The organism is Christensenellaceae bacterium 44-20, from assembly GCA_041223705.1.
GTDB lineage: Bacteria > Bacillota > Clostridia > Christensenellales > Christensenellaceae > QANA01.
Genome location: JBCLQU010000001.1, coordinates 919,032 through 934,946, shown reverse-complemented (window position 1 = coordinate 934,946; position 15,915 = coordinate 919,032). Strand labels below are relative to the sequence as shown.

The 15,915-nt window shown below is 56.7% G+C and carries 18 protein-coding genes; 16 read left to right on the top strand and 2 right to left on the bottom strand.

Features of this window, described 5'->3' with window-relative positions; genetic code table 11:
- Nucleotides 1-34: 34 nt before the first annotated feature.
- On the top strand, nt 35-1,327 hold the full coding sequence (locus AALG83_04930) for a putative DNA modification/repair radical SAM protein (protein MEY8382497.1): 1,293 nt from the start codon (nt 35-37) through the stop codon (nt 1,325-1,327).
- Complete coding sequence (locus tag AALG83_04925) at nt 1,324-2,178, top strand: TIGR03915 family putative DNA repair protein (protein ID MEY8382496.1); 855 nt, start codon at nt 1,324-1,326, stop codon at nt 2,176-2,178. The genes AALG83_04930 and AALG83_04925 overlap by 4 nt, the downstream gene beginning before the upstream one ends.
- A gap of 49 nt (nt 2,179-2,227) precedes the next feature.
- Here the strand turns inward: AALG83_04925 and AALG83_04920 are convergent, their stop codons facing one another.
- Both AALG83_04920 and AALG83_04915 read right to left on the bottom strand, forming a co-directional pair.
- Nucleotides 2,228-2,608, bottom strand: a complete 381-nt coding sequence (locus AALG83_04920) for a DUF4363 family protein (GenBank protein MEY8382495.1) — start codon at nt 2,606-2,608, stop codon at nt 2,228-2,230.
- 139 nt (nt 2,609-2,747) lie between these two features.
- Nucleotides 2,748-3,470 carry a DUF421 domain-containing protein gene (locus AALG83_04915; protein ID MEY8382494.1) on the bottom strand — a complete coding sequence of 241 codons (723 nt, stop codon included), beginning with the start codon at nt 3,468-3,470 and terminating at the stop codon, nt 2,748-2,750.
- A gap of 115 nt (nt 3,471-3,585) precedes the next feature.
- Between AALG83_04915 and AALG83_04910 the strand changes: the two genes are divergently transcribed.
- From AALG83_04910 to AALG83_04845, 14 genes are all read left to right on the top strand, one after another.
- Nucleotides 3,586-4,263: a response regulator transcription factor gene (locus AALG83_04910; GenBank protein MEY8382493.1), complete on the top strand. Its 678-nt coding sequence runs from the start codon at nt 3,586-3,588 to the stop codon at nt 4,261-4,263.
- Between the two features lie 3 nt (nt 4,264-4,266).
- A complete protein-coding gene (locus AALG83_04905) occupies nt 4,267-5,712 on the top strand; it encodes a HAMP domain-containing sensor histidine kinase (GenBank protein MEY8382492.1) in 1,446 nt (481 codons plus the stop codon).
- 92 nt (nt 5,713-5,804) lie between these two features.
- Nucleotides 5,805-6,872 carry a hypothetical protein gene (locus AALG83_04900; GenBank protein MEY8382491.1) on the top strand — a complete coding sequence of 356 codons (1,068 nt, stop codon included), beginning with the start codon at nt 5,805-5,807 and terminating at the stop codon, nt 6,870-6,872.
- A gap of 13 nt (nt 6,873-6,885) precedes the next feature.
- Nucleotides 6,886-7,824, top strand: coding sequence for a hypothetical protein (locus AALG83_04895; GenBank protein ID MEY8382490.1), 939 nt, complete (start codon nt 6,886-6,888; stop codon nt 7,822-7,824).
- Nucleotides 7,825-7,953: 129 nt separating this feature from the next.
- Nucleotides 7,954-8,169 (top strand): hypothetical protein, encoded by a 216-nt coding sequence (locus AALG83_04890; GenBank protein ID MEY8382489.1) that lies wholly within the window; start codon nt 7,954-7,956, stop codon nt 8,167-8,169.
- A gap of 113 nt (nt 8,170-8,282) precedes the next feature.
- Nucleotides 8,283-9,113, top strand: coding sequence for a diadenylate cyclase CdaA (gene cdaA, locus AALG83_04885; protein ID MEY8382488.1), 831 nt, complete (start codon nt 8,283-8,285; stop codon nt 9,111-9,113).
- Entirely contained in the window at nt 9,110-10,369 is a 1,260-nt protein-coding gene (locus tag AALG83_04880; GenBank protein MEY8382487.1) for a CdaR family protein, read from the top strand. Before cdaA ends, AALG83_04880 begins: the two co-directional genes overlap by 4 nt.
- 130 nt (nt 10,370-10,499) lie before the next feature.
- Nucleotides 10,500-12,083, top strand: a complete 1,584-nt coding sequence (locus AALG83_04875) for an FAD-dependent protein (GenBank protein ID MEY8382486.1) — start codon at nt 10,500-10,502, stop codon at nt 12,081-12,083.
- The gene (locus AALG83_04870) at nt 12,080-12,349 is read left to right on the top strand and encodes a 4Fe-4S binding protein (GenBank protein ID MEY8382485.1); all 270 of its coding nucleotides are present in this window, start codon (nt 12,080-12,082) and stop codon (nt 12,347-12,349) included. The genes AALG83_04875 and AALG83_04870 overlap by 4 nt, the downstream gene beginning before the upstream one ends.
- Nucleotides 12,350-12,386: 37 nt before the next feature.
- Nucleotides 12,387-13,070 carry an ATP-binding protein gene (locus AALG83_04865; protein ID MEY8382484.1) on the top strand — a complete coding sequence of 228 codons (684 nt, stop codon included), beginning with the start codon at nt 12,387-12,389 and terminating at the stop codon, nt 13,068-13,070.
- A 104-nt stretch (nt 13,071-13,174) separates the two neighbouring features.
- Nucleotides 13,175-13,381, top strand: coding sequence for a 4Fe-4S dicluster domain-containing protein (locus AALG83_04860; protein ID MEY8382483.1), 207 nt, complete (start codon nt 13,175-13,177; stop codon nt 13,379-13,381).
- Between the two features lie 38 nt (nt 13,382-13,419).
- On the top strand, nt 13,420-14,484 hold the full coding sequence (gene vorB / locus AALG83_04855) for a 3-methyl-2-oxobutanoate dehydrogenase subunit VorB (GenBank protein ID MEY8382482.1): 1,065 nt from the start codon (nt 13,420-13,422) through the stop codon (nt 14,482-14,484).
- Nucleotides 14,484-15,221, top strand: a complete 738-nt coding sequence (locus AALG83_04850) for a thiamine pyrophosphate-dependent enzyme (GenBank protein MEY8382481.1) — start codon at nt 14,484-14,486, stop codon at nt 15,219-15,221. Before vorB ends, AALG83_04850 begins: the two co-directional genes overlap by 1 nt.
- A 1-nt stretch (nt 15,222) precedes the next feature.
- Nucleotides 15,223-15,759, top strand: coding sequence for a 2-oxoacid:acceptor oxidoreductase family protein (locus AALG83_04845; protein MEY8382480.1), 537 nt, complete (start codon nt 15,223-15,225; stop codon nt 15,757-15,759).
- Nucleotides 15,760-15,915 lie beyond the last annotated feature (156 nt).

Genomic DNA, 15,915 nt, shown 5'->3' with positions numbered 1-15,915 from the left:
CGATTGGATGCAAAATAAGCGCAAGGAGCAGGAGATGACCATCGCAGAAAAACTTGAAATTTTAACAGACGCGGCAAAATACGATGTGGCCTGCACTTCCAGCGGAGTGGACCGCGGCGGCCAGAAAGGGAAGATTGGCAGTGCGACAGCCGTGGGCATTTGCCATACGTTTGCCGCAGATGGGCGCTGCATTTCCCTGCTAAAAGTGCTTTTGAGCAATGCCTGCGCCTATGATTGCGCCTATTGCCAGAACCGGCGCAGCAACGATATTCGCCGGGCGAGCTTTACGCCGAGAGAGCTGGCGGATCTCACCATCGGTTTTTACCGCAGAAACTATATCGAGGGGCTGTTTTTGAGCTCCGGCGTTCTGAAAAACCCGGATTACACCACCGAGCTGATGATAGAAGCGCTGCGCATTCTGCGGGAGGAATATGGCTTTTTGGGCTATATCCATGCCAAGGCCATTCCCGGTGCAGATCCCGCGCTGACCGAGCGGCTTGGGTATTTGGCGGATCGCATGAGCGTCAACATCGAGTTGCCCTCCCGAGGAAGCTTGCAGCTTTTGGCGCCGGAAAAGAAAGCGGATCAAATCTTTTCGCCGATGGAGCAAATCCGCGATGGCATGGAGGAAAACCGGGCGGCGCTGGTCAAATACCGTTCGGCGCCCAAATTCGTGCCGGCCGGGCAGAGCACGCAGATGATCATCGGCGCTTCCGGCGAGACGGATTATCAGATCCTGAATCTCTCCGCCGGGCTTTATAAGAAATACAAGCTCAAGCGCGTGTTCTTTTCGGCCTATATCCCGGTGGTGGAGGGTAAAAACCTGCCTTCGCTGGATACCAAGCCGCCGCTGCTGCGGGAGCACCGGCTCTATCAGGCAGACTGGCTGTTGCGCTTTTATGGCTTCGATGCCGGGGAGCTGCTCAGCGAAAAGACGCCGAACTTCAACCCCTATCTCGATCCCAAGTGCAACTGGGCTGTGAACCATATGGAGCTGTTTCCGCTGGAGATCAACCGCTGTCCCTATGAAATGCTGCTGCGCATTCCGGGCATCGGCGTGCGCGGGGCGGGAAAAATCTACCGAGCCAGAAAGATGAGCGCGCTGGATTTTGAGGATCTGCGGCGGATGGGCATCGTCTTAAAGCGGGCAAAATTCTTCATCACCTGCAAGGGCAAGACCATGCCCGGGGTAGATCTGCGGCCGCAGGCGGTGCTAAAAAGCCTTGTTTCGGGCAAAGAAGTCATTCCGGCGCTGGCGCCCAGACAGCTTTCGCTTTTTGAGCCCTCGCCGGAGGATTTGGCAAAAAGCATTTCGGGGCAGCTTTGACTGCGAAAGAGGAGAAGGATATGGTGCTGCGCAGAGATATTGCATATGAATACGACGGATCCTTTGAGGGCTTCCTGTGCTGCGTTTACGACGCGTTCTACCGCCGGGAAGCGCCGGCCATCTTTGCCGGGAACGCACAGGCGTTTCTATACGAGACGCGGCGCGTCGCAAGCGACGAGCGCGCCGGCAAAGTGCTGGATTCCATCCGGGAAAAGATCGGGCGGGAGATGGTGGATTTTCTGCGCCTCTGCTTGCTGACCTGCCTGCCGGATAAGGAAGAGCAGATGCTGCGCCTGATTCGCATGGGCTATCAGAAGGGCGCCGGCGTCTTGCAGATGCTGGCAGACCCTTGCGTGAACGCACTGCAAAAGGCGGTCTTTGCCCTGACGCATGAGGCGCATCAGTTTACGGGGTTTGTGCGTTTTCGCGAGGCGGGCGGTGCGCTCTTTGCCATCATCCGCCCCAAAAACCAGGTGCTGAGCCTGATGGAGCCGCATTTTTGCGCGCGCTTCAATGCCGAATCCTTTTTGATTTACGATAAGACATATAAGCAGGCGCTGGTGCATCAGCCCGGTCGTACGGGCATTTTCCCGCTGGAGCATTTTGAACTGCCCGAGGCAGGCGAAGAAGAGCGCGCCTACCAGCAGCTTTGGCGGCTTTTTTACCAGACCATCGAGGTGCCCGGGCGGCACAATGAGCGCCAGCGGCAGACGCTCATGCCCAAGCGCTACTGGGCATCTTTGACTGAGTTCGAGACCCCTGCCGGTGCAATTCCCCATCAGGTATACCGCGCGGCCTGCGGCAGCCAGCCGCCGGCAAAACAGAAAATTGCCGGGCAGAAGAGCGATTGAGCCGGAGCGCAAAAAAGAGAGGCTGCTGCCTCTCTTTTTGATGCCTCGATCACAGAATATTTTCTATTTGCAGGGAATCGCCGTCCTGCATGTGTTTGAGATAATAGGATAACCGGGGAATGCTGTAGGAAAGCATCTGCTTATCGCGGATCTCCAGCTGCGCACCGATGCTGTGCAGTTCCACGCCGGCATGGTCCACTTCTTCATGCAGCAAAAAGCAGGAAAGCAGCTTGAAATTCTTGTCCCAATGCCGCATGAGCTTTTGGTAGACGTCCTGCGCGGCTTCCCAGTTTTCCGCGTCCAGCTCGGTCTGGAGTTCTGCCGTCGCTTTTTGCAGATCCGAGACTGCGTCGGAAAGGTACCAGTTTTGGAAAAAGCAGATGCCCGCCAGACCGAGCACCAAGATGGCGATGACGATATTTTTTAACATGGAAGATGCCTCCTTCTTTCTTTTTTTGTGCGGCCCCTGCCCGCGCAGACAATGCTCTGCTGCCCAAAGCAGGAATGCGGCGGGAAGAGATAGGGAATGCCGCGGCCAGGCGGCGCCCAGGGCTGGGCCGGAAGGGCGCTTAGCATGACAGACCGCTGGGCAGGGTAATTTGGCGCGTGCTGCCCTTTTTATCCTGCACAAATACATCGCCCGCCTCGGAAACCGTCAGGATGACGACGTCTTTGAGATTGGAATATCCAAGCGTATGCAGTAATTTCAGCGCCTTCTGTTCATCCAGGTTTAACCGCTTGAGCGTGGGCGGGTTGAAGCTGCCGTCCAGCACGATGGCAGAGCAGAGCGTTCCCTTTTCCGGCACTTCCAGGTCCATATCGCTGGGCGTGACGGGCGCGCTGGAGCCAAAGGGCAAAACGCTCAGCTGGCCGTTGGTCTCCAAAATGGCATAATGGATAGTGGCGATGTTCGTCTGCCCCTTGAGCCGCAGCTGCTCTATCATGTCGCTCATATTGTAGCCGATGCGCTTGATCTCGCCGTACTGCACTTTCCCATTATGGATGAGAATGCTGGGCGAGCCGCAGATAAACGAGCGCAGGCGCCGGCTTTTGAGGCAGAGAAAGGAGAAAAGATAGTAGAGCAAAATCAGCGTTGCCGCGGGCACCAGCCCATAAAACAGCGGAATGCCGGGGTTGTCCATGGGAGTCGAGGCGACTTCCGCGATGATCAGCGTGATGACCAGCTCATAGGGCTGAAGCTGCCCGCTCTGCCGCTGCCCCATGACGCGCATGGCCAGAAATAAAACGATATAGATGATGATGGTTTTAATGATAATATTCAGCATAGGCATAGTTTGAACTGCGCGGCGGAAAGATATGTAAGAAAAGTTTAAATTTTTGTATCCCGCAGGGCGGTTGCATTTTGATATGGTATAATTTACGATAGAAACAGCAGGAGGAAAGAAGATGCCGGAAATTTTGATTATAGAAGATGAACGCCCAATCGCAGAGCTTTTGAAGTATAGCCTGGAGCGGGAGGGATATGCCGTGCGCATGGCGCATACCGGCTCAGACGGCCTTGCGGCGATTGAATCCGCACTTCCGGATTTGATTTTGCTGGATCTCATGCTCCCGGATATGGACGGCCTGGATATTTGCAGGCAGGTTACGCAGCAGCGCAAGGTGCCGATCATCATCGTCTCTGCCAAGAACGATCAGGTGGATAAGATCATCGGTCTGGAATACGGCGCGGATGACTATATCACAAAGCCTTTCGATATCCGCGAGGTGCTGCTGCGGATGCAGTCGGTTTTGCGCCGGGGCGGGGCGGCTTCGCCGGAGCCAGGATCCGAGGATATGCTAAGGCAGGGGGATCTCTGCCTGATTCGCAGCAAGCATGAAGTCAAAAAAGGCGGGATGCGCATCGAGCTGACGCCCAAAGAGTTCGACTTGCTGGCGATTCTGCTGGAAAACAAGGGCAAAGTGCTCTCCAGAGCAGAGCTTTTGGAGAAAGTCTGGGAGTTTGCCTATATCGGCGATACGCGCACGGTGGATATCCATATCCAGCGCCTGCGCAGAAAACTCGGGGCGGATAAGCTCATCGAGACGGTGTTTGGCGTGGGCTATAAGATTCGGGAGGATTAGGCTTTGCGTTCGGGGCTTGTGCGGAGCCTGGTGTTCTGGTATTCCGTCATCGTATTCGCGACGTTTGGCGTGCTGAATTTGGCGGTTTCCGGCATGATCGGATCCAGCAATGAAAAGAATATTGAGGCGGATCTGCGCGGCTTTCAGGAGAGCAGCGAGGTGTTTTTATCCCGCTATGTCCTCAAAAACGGCGTCTGGGGATACCAGGAGGTGGGCGACAGCCTTTGCGCCGTGCTGGGCAGCAACCTGAAGATTTACAGCACAACCGGAGAGCTGCTCTATAACGCGCTTTTCGCAGACGAGCAGGCGCCCGGCGACGATATGGCGTATGCATCGCAGGGCAAAAGCGCCTATACCGTCTATACCTCGGGAAAAGATACCCGCGTGTATTTTTCCTTTCTGGTGGAGGAGTTTGGGATCATCCGCATGGAAGTGGATTATTCCGAGCTCTATCAGAGCGGCAGCTATATCAGCCGCATGGTGCTCTATAGCAGCGCGAGTGTTCTGGTAACGGCGCTGGTTCTGCTGGTGGTCTTTGCGGGAAAAGTCATCGAGCCGGTCAACCGCCTGCGCAACGCAGTGGTAGAGCTGACGGAAGACCCGAGCTCTGCCATGCCGCTGCCCATCCGCCATAAGGATGAGATTGGCGAGCTGACCCGGGAATACAACAAGATGGCGGCCATCATCCGCGAACAGCTTCGGGAGATCACGCTGGAAAAGAGCGCGCTGGAAGAGGCTGTGGCCTACCGCAAGCATTTTTACGACAACGTGACCCATGAGCTGAAAACGCCGCTGACCATCATTTTGGGCTATGCAGAGATGATGGAGGATACGGATTTTTCGGATCTGGAGTTCAGCAAAAAGGGGATTCATCACATCATCAGCGAGAGCAAGCGCCTGCGCGATATGGTAACGGCGCTACTGGATGCGACGCGCGTCGGCGTTTCGGATACCTCGGATTTTGAAATGGTGGATTTGGCCGGGCTGCTGCGGGATACGGCGGCTTCTATGAACCTCAAGGCCGCGCGCCAGCAGAAGGAGATTGTGCTCTCTCTGCCTGAGGAGGAGCAGAGCCTGCGCGTCTGGGGCAGCCGGGAACAGCTGATCCAGATGTTCATCAACCTGATGGATAACGCCATCAAGCATGGCTCGGGCAGCAAAATCTCCGTGTTTTCCCAGCGGCTGGGGGAACACGTGGAAATATCCGTGCAAAACGAAATAGAAAAGCAAATCTCGGAAGAGGAGCTGGCCAGGCTGTTCATCCCCTTTTACCGCCAGCGGGAAGAAGGCGCAGAGCCGGGCTCCGTCGGGCTGGGGCTGGCTATTTGCCGCAAAATTGCAGAGAGCCACGGGGGCAATATTTCGGCGCTGCTGCCGGATGAGGGGCGCATCTGCATTCGGGTGCTGCTGCTCAGTGTGCAGACGGAAGCTCCCGCGGAGGAGTTTTGATGCGGGGTCCATGCCGCAAAAGGAAAGGAGCAAAGGCAGAAATGCTTTTATGGCCTGAAAAACAGAGCCTTGCAGGCAGAGGGAAACGAGGCTTGGCGCTATGGATTGCGGCCTTGCTGATGGTTTCGCTCTGCGGCTGCGGCTATCAAAAAAAAGCGCGGACGGAGATTCTGGAATCCGGCGCGCCCAGCGGGGCGGATTTTTCCGTGCTCAGCGTGACGCAGGTGGAAACTGAAAAAGAGGGGCAGGCGCTGCGGTATGTCGGCCTGTCCGGCCAGAGCATGGTGGCTGTCTGGGGGCGGGAGGAGAGCAAACGCCTTGTGCTTGTGGGCAAGAGCGGCTATCTCAAGCCGTGCACGGAAGAGATGGCGATCATAGCGGATTCCGTCATCTGCCGGGGCGAGCACATTCTCTTTGAGGCAAAAAACGGCGAGAAGCGGGTGGATATCTTCCTGCTGGACCTGGAGGATGAATCTGTGCGCAAAATCGGCTCCTATCTGGCGGATGAGCTGGTGGTTCCTGTTGGGTGGCAGGACGGCGATATCAGCTTTGCCTCGCGCAACATCTCGGGCATTGTGCTCAGCCGCTATGATACCCAAAGCCACACGCTGGAGCGCATGGAGGATATCGATATCTACCGCGGGACTTCTAAAATCGAACAGAATAACGCGACGCTGAGCCGCATGTTTCTGACGGGCAATTATGCCGTCATCCAGCTGGAGATCGGGACGGCTTCGCAAATCGCGGTCGAGGATCTGGAGGATGCCAAAGAGGGCAGTATTTTCAGCGCGGCCGGCTTTTCACCTGCGGCCGCCGGGGGCAGGATCTACTATATCGCCCAGGACGGCGCGCTGATGAGCTGGAAGGCGGATACAAGAGAAGAGAAGAAAATTTGGGATCATGCTTCGTTTTTTGTCGTATCCGCAGACGGAAGCAAGCTGGCGGTGGTAGAGAAAGGCGAGACGGCATATAAGTTATATGTCGTGGATATCAAATCCGGGCAGGCGCTGTATGTGGATATCTATCAGGGAATCCGCAGCGCCTATCTAAGCGAGGATGGCAGCGCTCTGCTCGTGCATTGCCAGGGCGAGCAGACGTCGCAAAAGGGCGGTTTTGGAGGGACGTATACTTTCTATGAACTGGGCAAAGAAGCGCAGTAGGCGCGCCATATGCATGGCACTATGCGTGCTCCTGGGGCTGCTTTGCTGCTGCAAGGCGGAGCAGACGCCCTTTGCCGTCAGCAAAGAGCTGATGGAGCTGCTCTGGGAAGTGGATTATCAAACTTTCTCCTCTGAACCAACCGTCGCGTTTGCAAAAAAACACTTTGAAAGCGGCTATCTGGCGCATTTTCTTGAAAATCCGGATGCACAGACGGGGCTGGAGCAAAACCGGCAGAATCAGCTCAAAAGCCGGCTGGAGAGTGTGCGGGATTTGGGCTCGGAACAGCAGATTTTAGATGGCACGGAATACACCGTCCAGAGCGTTCAGATCAGCGTGTTTCTCGATTCCTTTGCGCCGGAGCACCCGGAGGAGAGCTTTTTTGAGCAGGGCCAGCGCTATTTGCTCAATTATCAGGTCTATTTCGTGCGGCAGGATGGCGCGCTTAGGCTGGCCGGCTTCAGCTTTCAGCCGGAAGGGGAGGCCTATCTGCCTGCGTCTGAAAAAGCGCGGCTGAGCGATGCGGAAAAGCAGGTTGTGCTGGGCATTGCAGAGCAGTATCTGGACGCCCGCTATCAGGTGGAATACGAGAGCTTTTCTGCGGAACAGGTTTTTGATTTTTATGAAGAAAACCTTTCTGCGTCCTTTTTGGAGCGGGACGGCATCACCCTGCAGTCCCTTGCGGCGCAGCAGCAGGAGTTTGCGCAAAACCATGTGAGCATCCGCCTGCTGGATTGCAGCCTGACGGCGGCAGATCAAAAAATGGAATTTTTTGACGGCCAAAACTATGGCTACTACTATCACGTTCGGGCAAGCTATACCTATGAGATTACGGCGGATGCCGAGTACTTTGCAGAAAAGGATCTTGCCTCAACCAAAACCATGCAGGAAACGCTGTATTTTGAGCGGCAGGACAGCGGCGAATTTTGCATGATTGGCGCGGAATACCGCTAAACTTGGAATGCGGAATTTGCGATAAACTGCAAATTAGCGCGAGTTATGTCAGATTGCGAAAATTCATTGAATTTTTCCTGTTTTTATTATAAAATGGGAAAGGAAGGGGAGCACGAAGAAAGGGCTGCTATGAAAAAGGAAATTGAGAAAAAAATTCAACAAGTCAGCGCAGAACTCAGGCAGGAAAAAGATGCACTAGACGCCTTGGCTTTGGAGTGCATCAAGCAGGGGCGCTCACTGGCGGAAGATCAAAATGTGCTTCGGCAAAATGAAAAGGTGGATACGCTCGTCTTAACTGAACTGCGGCTGCGCGAAATGCTGGAAGAGCGGGAGAGCGAGCAGTAGGCAGGAGAGCATAGCATATTTTGCCTGTGAAAATTTTTAAAAACCCAACGTTTTCTGTTGGGTTTTTTTCTTTTGGGATGTATAATGGAAAAGAGAAACGAAGGAGCATTGGCGTGGCAAACTTTTTTGAGAATCTAGGAAATTCCGCAATTCATTTTTCCATCATGGATGTTGTGGATATTTTGCTGGTCGCTGGCATCACATACGGGCTGCTGCGGCTGACGAGCAAAACCCGCGCATCTCAGGTCTTTAAAGGCCTGGCGCTGTTTATCGTGCTGGCATGGATCTGCAAGGCGGTTGGCCTCTCGACGGTCAACTGGCTGCTGTCTTCGTTTATCGATGCCGGTGCGCTGCTTTTGGTTGTCATTTTTCAGCCGGAAATCCGCCGGGCCTTTGAAAAGCTGGGCCGCGGGGGGCTGTTTGAAATGCCGTTTTCCGCGGAGGAGGATGCCTCCCGCCCGCATATCGAGGAGATCGAGCGGGCTGTGCTCAATATGTCTATCCGCAAAATCGGCGCGCTCATGGTTTTTGAGAGAAAGACGGGCATGAAAGACGTCATCGAGAGCGGCAATTTGCTGAACGCGCGCATCTCCAGCCAGCTGATCGAAAATGTTTTCTTCCCCAATTCGCCCATGCACGACGGCGCTATGATCCTGCGCGGGGATAAGATCGTGGCGGCGGGCTGTTTCCTGCCGCTCTCGGATAACAAGCAGATTTCCTCCGAGCTGGGCACGCGGCACCGCGCCGCTCTGGGCATTTCCGAACTTTCGGATGCCTATATTATCATCGTCTCGGAAGAGACGGGCGTCATTTCCATGGCGCATGAGGGGACGATCACGCGCTATCTCGATCGAAAAGCGCTGCACGCCATTTTAGAGGGAATATACGAAAAAGGCCCCGCCAAGAGTAAGCTTTTGCGCAGAAAGGGGGAGAAAAAGCAGTGAAGAAAGACTTTCTAAAGCGCGCCAAAAAGGCGCTGACGACCAACTGGCCGCTGAAATTAGTCGCCCTGCTTTTTGCGGCGGCGCTCTGGGCATATGTCATCTCCTCGGAAAACCCCGTCCGCCCGCTGGAGGTGGAAAATGTCCGCATTTCCTATACGGGCATGGATTCGCTGACGGCGCGGGGGCTGACGGTAGATAAGAGGGATTTGCAGGAGGCTGTGGACGTTACGGTTGCCGCGGGCCAGCAATATCATAAAAATATCACCGCGGATAATATCCGCGTTGTGGCGGATTTATCGGATATCTCCGCAAAGGGGACATATGAGATCAAACTGCAGACCAGCGTGATGACGATCAACGCATCCGTCAAGCGGGTAACAAACACGACTGTTCAGGTTAAAGTTGACGATTTGGTACAGCGCACGATCCCGGTGCGGTGCATTTTGGAGGGCGAGCCGCAGGAGGGTTATTATGTGGGCCAGCCAGTGCTTTCGGAGGAATCCATCGTCATCTCGGGCGCCAGGGATGAGCTGGAGCAGATTGTCGAGGCGGTTTGCCATATTTCCATCGACGGCATCTCGCAGAGCTCTAAAACCAGCCATGTGCTGGAGCTTTTGAGCGCAGGAGGGGAGGCCGCCCCAAGCTATATCGTGGATGGCTCGGTTCCTTCTGTGATTGTGGAGCTCAATGTGCTCTGCAAAAAGACCGTGCCCATCGATCAGCAGACGGTGAAGGACCGCGTGACCAATATCAAAGACGGCTATGAGGCGGTGGGCGTAACGCTCAATCCGGCGGAAGTGGAGATCGTGGGCAGCGAAGAGGCGCTGGCCAAGATTGAGATGATTCAGCTTAGGCCATTCTCGGCCGAAAATGCAGATAAGAGCGTGCTGCTCTCGGCAGAGCTGCAAATCCCGGAAGGTGTGGAAGTGCTGGGCGGCGCAAAAGTGGATGCCTATGTTCAGATTGCCGAGATTCAGGGGCAGCAGCACTTTACGGGCGTCGAAATTGGCGCGGTCAACCTGGGCTCGGGCCTGCGGGCGACGCTGCAAACCAGAAGCGCGGATGTAACCATTTCAGGTGGGCTTTCGGCTGTGCGCGGGCTTACGCGCAAAAATGTTGTGCTGTATGTGGATCTCGTCGGGCTTTCGGAGGGGAGCTATGTGCTGCCCGTCCGGGCGGAGGAGATTGCCGGTGTGGATGCTTCGGGCGTCTCGGTGGGCGTAGGCAGCATTACGGTTACTATCCGGCGCAGGTAGGCAAAGAGAAAAGAAAAGGCGCGTTTGGGCTTCCGGCCAGGCCGGAACAGAGCCAGCAAAATGGCCCTAAAAGCTCGGCGCGCCTTTTGTGAATTTGCGGCCTATATCCAAGGCCGAAAGGAAAAGATTGATGCAGTTTTTATTACACGAGATTTCCCGCCCCATCCAGCAGAGCGAGGATGCGCTGCCCGTTTTGGCGGCGAAAAAGCTGGGCGTCGCCCCCGGCCAGATTTTAGAGTGCGAAATTGTGCGCAAATCCATCGATGCCAGAAGCCGGCGGGACTTATGCTTCAAATACAGCCTGTTGGTGCGCCTGCCGCAAAAGGCGGGCGAAAAGCTGGAGCAAAAAGGACTGCGGGCATATGCCCCCCAGGAGCCGGCACCGCTGGAGCTGGGGGAAGCGTGCCTGGCCGGAAGGGCAGTTGTGATAGGCGCAGGGCCCTGCGGGCTTTTTGCGGCGCTGCTTCTGGCGCAGCACGGCTTTCGGCCGCTGGTGCTCGAGCGCGGCGCCAAGATGGCCCAGCGGGAGGCGGATGTGCAGGCACTGCGGGAAAAAGGCGAGCTCAATCCCGAGAGCAATATCTGCTTTGGCGAGGGCGGCGCCGGCACTTTTTCGGATGGCAAGCTGACCACGCGCATCAAGGATCGGCGGGTGCAGAGCGTGCTGGGCGCATTTGTGCGCCACGGCGCGCCCGAACAGATCCGCTATGAGGCGCTGCCGCATCTGGGCACAGAGCATATCCGCAGTGCAGTCGTGGGTCTGCGGGAAGAGATTTTGTCGCTGGGCGGGGAGTTCGAATACGGCGCACGCTTTTGCGATTTTGAGCAGAAGAACGGTATGCTTTCCGTGGTTTATTACGAGAAAGGCGGCGCGAAAATAAAAGTCGAAACGGGAGCGGCGGTTCTGGCCATTGGCCACAGCGCCCGGGATACCTTCGAGATGCTGGTGAGCAAAGGAGTTGCCCTTCAGCCCAAAGCCTTTGCCATGGGCGTGCGGGCAGAGCACAGGCAGCAATTCATCGATGAGCGGCAATACGGCAAATACGCGGGCCACCCAGAGCTGGGCGCGGCAACGTATAAGCTGACGGCACAGCACGGAGGGCGGGGCGTTTATAGCTTCTGCATGTGCCCGGGCGGCGAAGTGGTCTGCTCGGCGACCGAGCCGGGCGGCACGGCAGTCAACGGCATGAGCTACTATGCCAGAGACTTGCAGAATGCCAACAGCGCGCTGGTGGTCTCGGTTTTCCCGGAGGATATGCCGGCCGGGCCGCTGGGCGGCGTACAGCTGCAGCGGCAAATCGAGCAGGCGGCCTACCGGGCGGCAAAGGGCTATGGAGCGGTTGCCCAGCGGTATGCGGATTTTGTGCGAGGAATGCCCAGCCGCAGTGCCGGGGCGATTGCGAGCTCCTACCGGCCGTATACCGTCTGCGGGGAAATCCGGGATTTCCTTCCCGGCTTTTTGGCGGAAGCCCTGGCCGGGGCGGCGCAGCAGTTTGAGCGGAAAATTCCGGGGTTCTTGCAGGAGGGGCTGCTGCTGGGCGCGGAAACCAGGACTTCCTGCCCGGTGCGCATTCTGCGCGGTGAGAATTTCTGCGCAAACCCGGACGGGCTCTATCCTGCCGGGGAGGGCGCGGGCTATGCCGGGGGCATCATGTCTTCGGCGGTAGACGGCCTCAAGGCGGCGGAAGCAGTGATCCGGAGGTTCCGCCCATGAAGCGGGTCGCAGTCGATTTGGAAAAATGCACGCGCTGCGGGGCGTGCGTGCGGCGCTGTCCTTTTGGGGCGCTGCGCATGGGGCAGGAAGGGCTGCTCCACGCGCCTGGGAAATGCGTGGGGGAGTGCGGGATTTGCAGGCTGGTTTGCCCGGAAGATGCGATCACATATGCCGAGGTTTCCTGCGGCGGATGCCAGGGCGGGAGCTGCGGCAAGTGCGGCAGGAAGGGCAGCTGCCAGGGATGCAAGGCCTGCGGCGGCAAATAGACGGGCACAGAGAAAAAGCTGGAAAGGCGGAGAAGAGATGCAATTTGCGAAATATACGGTGTTGGCAGGAAACTACGGCAGCGGGAAAACTGAGATTTCCCTGAATCTGGCGGTGCGGGCGGCAAAGGAAGGCAAGCGCACCATGCTGGTGGATCTGGATATCGTCAACCCGTTTTTCCGCTCCTCCGAGCATGAGGAGTATTTGAAAAGCCTGGGCATTTTGGTGGTCAAGCCCAATTTTGCCAATACGACGGTGGACATCCCATCGCTGCCAGCGGAGATCTATTCGGCCTTTGACCGGCCATTGGATGCGGTGATTTTCGACGTGGGCGGCGACCCGGTGGGCGCGTCGGCTTTGGGCATTTTGCAGGATAAATTCCGGCAGAACATGGCGCAGACCGAGTTCTTATATGTGGTAAACGGCGCGCGGCCGCTTCAGGAGACGCCGGAGGCTGTGCTGGAGATGATGCGGCAGATCGAGCGCAACAGCCGGCTTCGCGTATCGGCGTTCATCAATAACACCAACCTCGCCCGGCAGACGGACTTGGCGACCATCGGGCGGGGAGAGGAGCTGGTGGCGGCGCTCTGCGCCCAAACTGGCCTGCCCAAAAAGTGCACGGCGATTTTGGAGGAGCTTGCAGAGAAGGTGCAGATAGAAGGGGAAATTTTGCCGCTGCATCTGTATATGCGCCCGGCCTGGCTGGACGAGAACGGGCAATAAGGCGGCGTTAACAAAAATTGCTTTTGTAAAAAGAATTGTATATTTTGGCGAAACGTGCTATTCTTTAAAATAATCCATTTTTATTTTGGCAAGGGGGTAAGGATATGGCAAAGCTGACCATCCGGGAAGATATCTGCAAAGGCTGCGGCCTGTGCATCGAGGTATGCCCTAAGAAGATTTTGGCTCTGCATAAGGAAAAAATCAATATGAAGGGGTATCATCCCATTACGCTGACAGACGAGGCGGCATGCATCGGCTGCGCTTCCTGCGCGCGCATGTGCCCGGACTGCGTATTTACGGTTGAAAAATAATTTGCGGGTTGGAAAAACCGCGGAAAGGTTTATAAACTATGGCAAAAAAACTCATGAAAGGCAATGAAGCCATTGCAGAAGCGGCAATCGCCGCCGGCTGCCGGCACTTCTTCGGGTATCCCATCACGCCTTCGACGCAGATCCCCGAATATATGAGCAAGCGCATGCCGCAGGTTGGCGGGTGCTTTTTGCAGGCGGAAAGCGAAATTGCGGCGATCAATATGGTCTATGGCGCGGCGGGCGCCGGCGCGAGAGCCATGACGGCCTCCTCCAGCCCGGGCGTCAGCCTCAAGCAGGAAGGCATCAGCTATATCGCATGCGCCGAGCTGCCCTGCGTGATCGTCAATATCGTGCGCTCGGGCCCGGGCCTTGGCGGCATCCAGGCTTCCCAGGGCGATTACTTCCAGGCCACCAAGGGCGGCGGCCACGGGGATTACCGCATGGTCGTTCTGGCGCCTTCCTCGGTTCAGGAAGCGGCGGATATGGTCATGGATGGCTTCGATATTGCGGATCAGTACCGCATTCCCGTCATGGTTCTGGGCGACGGCATGATCGGCCAGATGATGGAGCCTGTGGAATTTAAGGCGAGGACAGGCCGCCAGCTCCCGGAGAAGACCTGGGCGGCGACTGGCTGGGATGGCAAGAGCAGAGACCGGGCCATCATCAACTCCCTCTATATCGAGCCGGAAGTGATGAAAACCGTGCAGGAGCGCCTGGCAGAGCGCTATGCCCAGATTGCGAAAAATGAGACGCAAGTCGAAGAATACAGAATGGAAGACGCGGAATACTGCATCGCCGCCTACGGCACGACGGCCCGCATCGCCAAGAGCATGATCGGAAAAGCGCGGGATATGGGCATCAAAGTCGGCCTGATCCGCCCCAAGACGGTCTGGCCTTTCCCCTCGGAAGCTTATGCCAAGGCCGCAGACAAAGTCAAGGCGTTTTTGGGCTTCGAGATGAGCATGGGCCAGATGGTGGAAGACGTCCGCCTGGCTGTCGCGGGCAAGAAACCGGTCTATTTCCACGGGACGCTGGGCGGCTTTGTCCCCACGCCTGCTGAAATGCTGGAAGAGCTTTTGAAAGTCAAGGAGGCGAGCAAATAATGGCAACAGTATTTGAAAAGACGAAAATGCTGACAGATGCGCCGCTGCACTATTGCCCGGGCTGCACGCACGGCATCGTGCACCGCCTGGTTGCGGAGTGCATCGAGGAACTGGGCATGGAGAAAGAGGCCATTGGCGTCGCCCCGGTCGGATGCTCGGTTTACGCATATAACTATTTCAACTGCGATATGATGGAAGCGGCGCATGGCCGCGCGCCGGCCGTGGCCACGGGCATCAAGCGCGTGCACCCGGATAAGCTGGTCTTCACCTATCAGGGCGACGGCGATTTGGCCTCCATCGGCGCGGCAGAGATCATCAGCGCGGCAGGTCGCGGTGAGAAGATCACCACGATCTTCATCAACAACGCCATTTACGGCATGACGGGAGGCCAGATGGCTCCCACGACGCTGGTTGGCCAGGTTACGACGACTTCGCCCTACGGCCGCCAGAAGGAGCACTGCGGCGAGCCGCTGCGCATGAGCGAGATGCTGGCGACCATCAACGGCGCGGCATATATCGAGCGCGTTTCCCTGCATGATGTTCCAAATATCGTCAAGGCGAAGAAGGCCATCAAAAAGGCGTTTCAGTGCCAGATCGAGGGCAAAGGCTTCGCTCTGGTTGAAGTCCTCTCCACCTGCCCGACCAACTGGGGCATGACGCCCGTCGCGGCGCAGAAATGGCTGGTGGAAAATATGATTCCGTATTATCCGCTCGGGGTCAAAAAGGAGGTAGAGTAGTATGACGCATCAGATCATCAGCGCTGGCTTTGGCGGCCAGGGTGTGCTGCTGCTGGGCCAGCTTGTGGCCTATGCGGGCATGGCGGAAGGAAAGAATATCTCCTGGCTCCCTTCCTATGGGCCGGAAATGCGCGGCGGCACGGCAAACTGCTGTGTTGTCGTCTCGGATGAAGAGGTGGGCAGCCCGGTTGTCGTGGAGGCGGACAGCGTGATTGTCATGAACCGGCCTTCTCTGGAGAAATACGAGAAGAACGTCGCGCCGGGCGGCAAGCTCTTTATCAACAGTTCCTTGGTCAAGGACGAGCCGACCCGCACGGATATTGAGGTTTACCGCGTGCCGGCCAGCGAGATTGCCGATGAGCTGGGCAACAGCCGCGTGGCAAATATCGTCATGCTGGGGGCCATGCTGGAAAAGACGGGCGTCGTCAGCCCGAAAACTGCCATCGAGTGCTTGGCCGCTTCCTTCGGTGAGCGCAAAGCGCATTTGATTCCCTTAAATGAGCAGGCGATTCAGAAAGGCGCAGAGGCGGTAAGATAGCCGAGCTGTGAGCTGTGTGGGGAAAGTGAGTTGCGCAAGGCGCATTTGATTCCCCTGAACGAGCAGGCAATCCAGAAGGGTGCAGAGGCGGTTAGCCCCATATGGGTGCCAAGAGTGCCAAATAAAAAAGAGCTTTGCATTGCAGTGCAGAGCTCT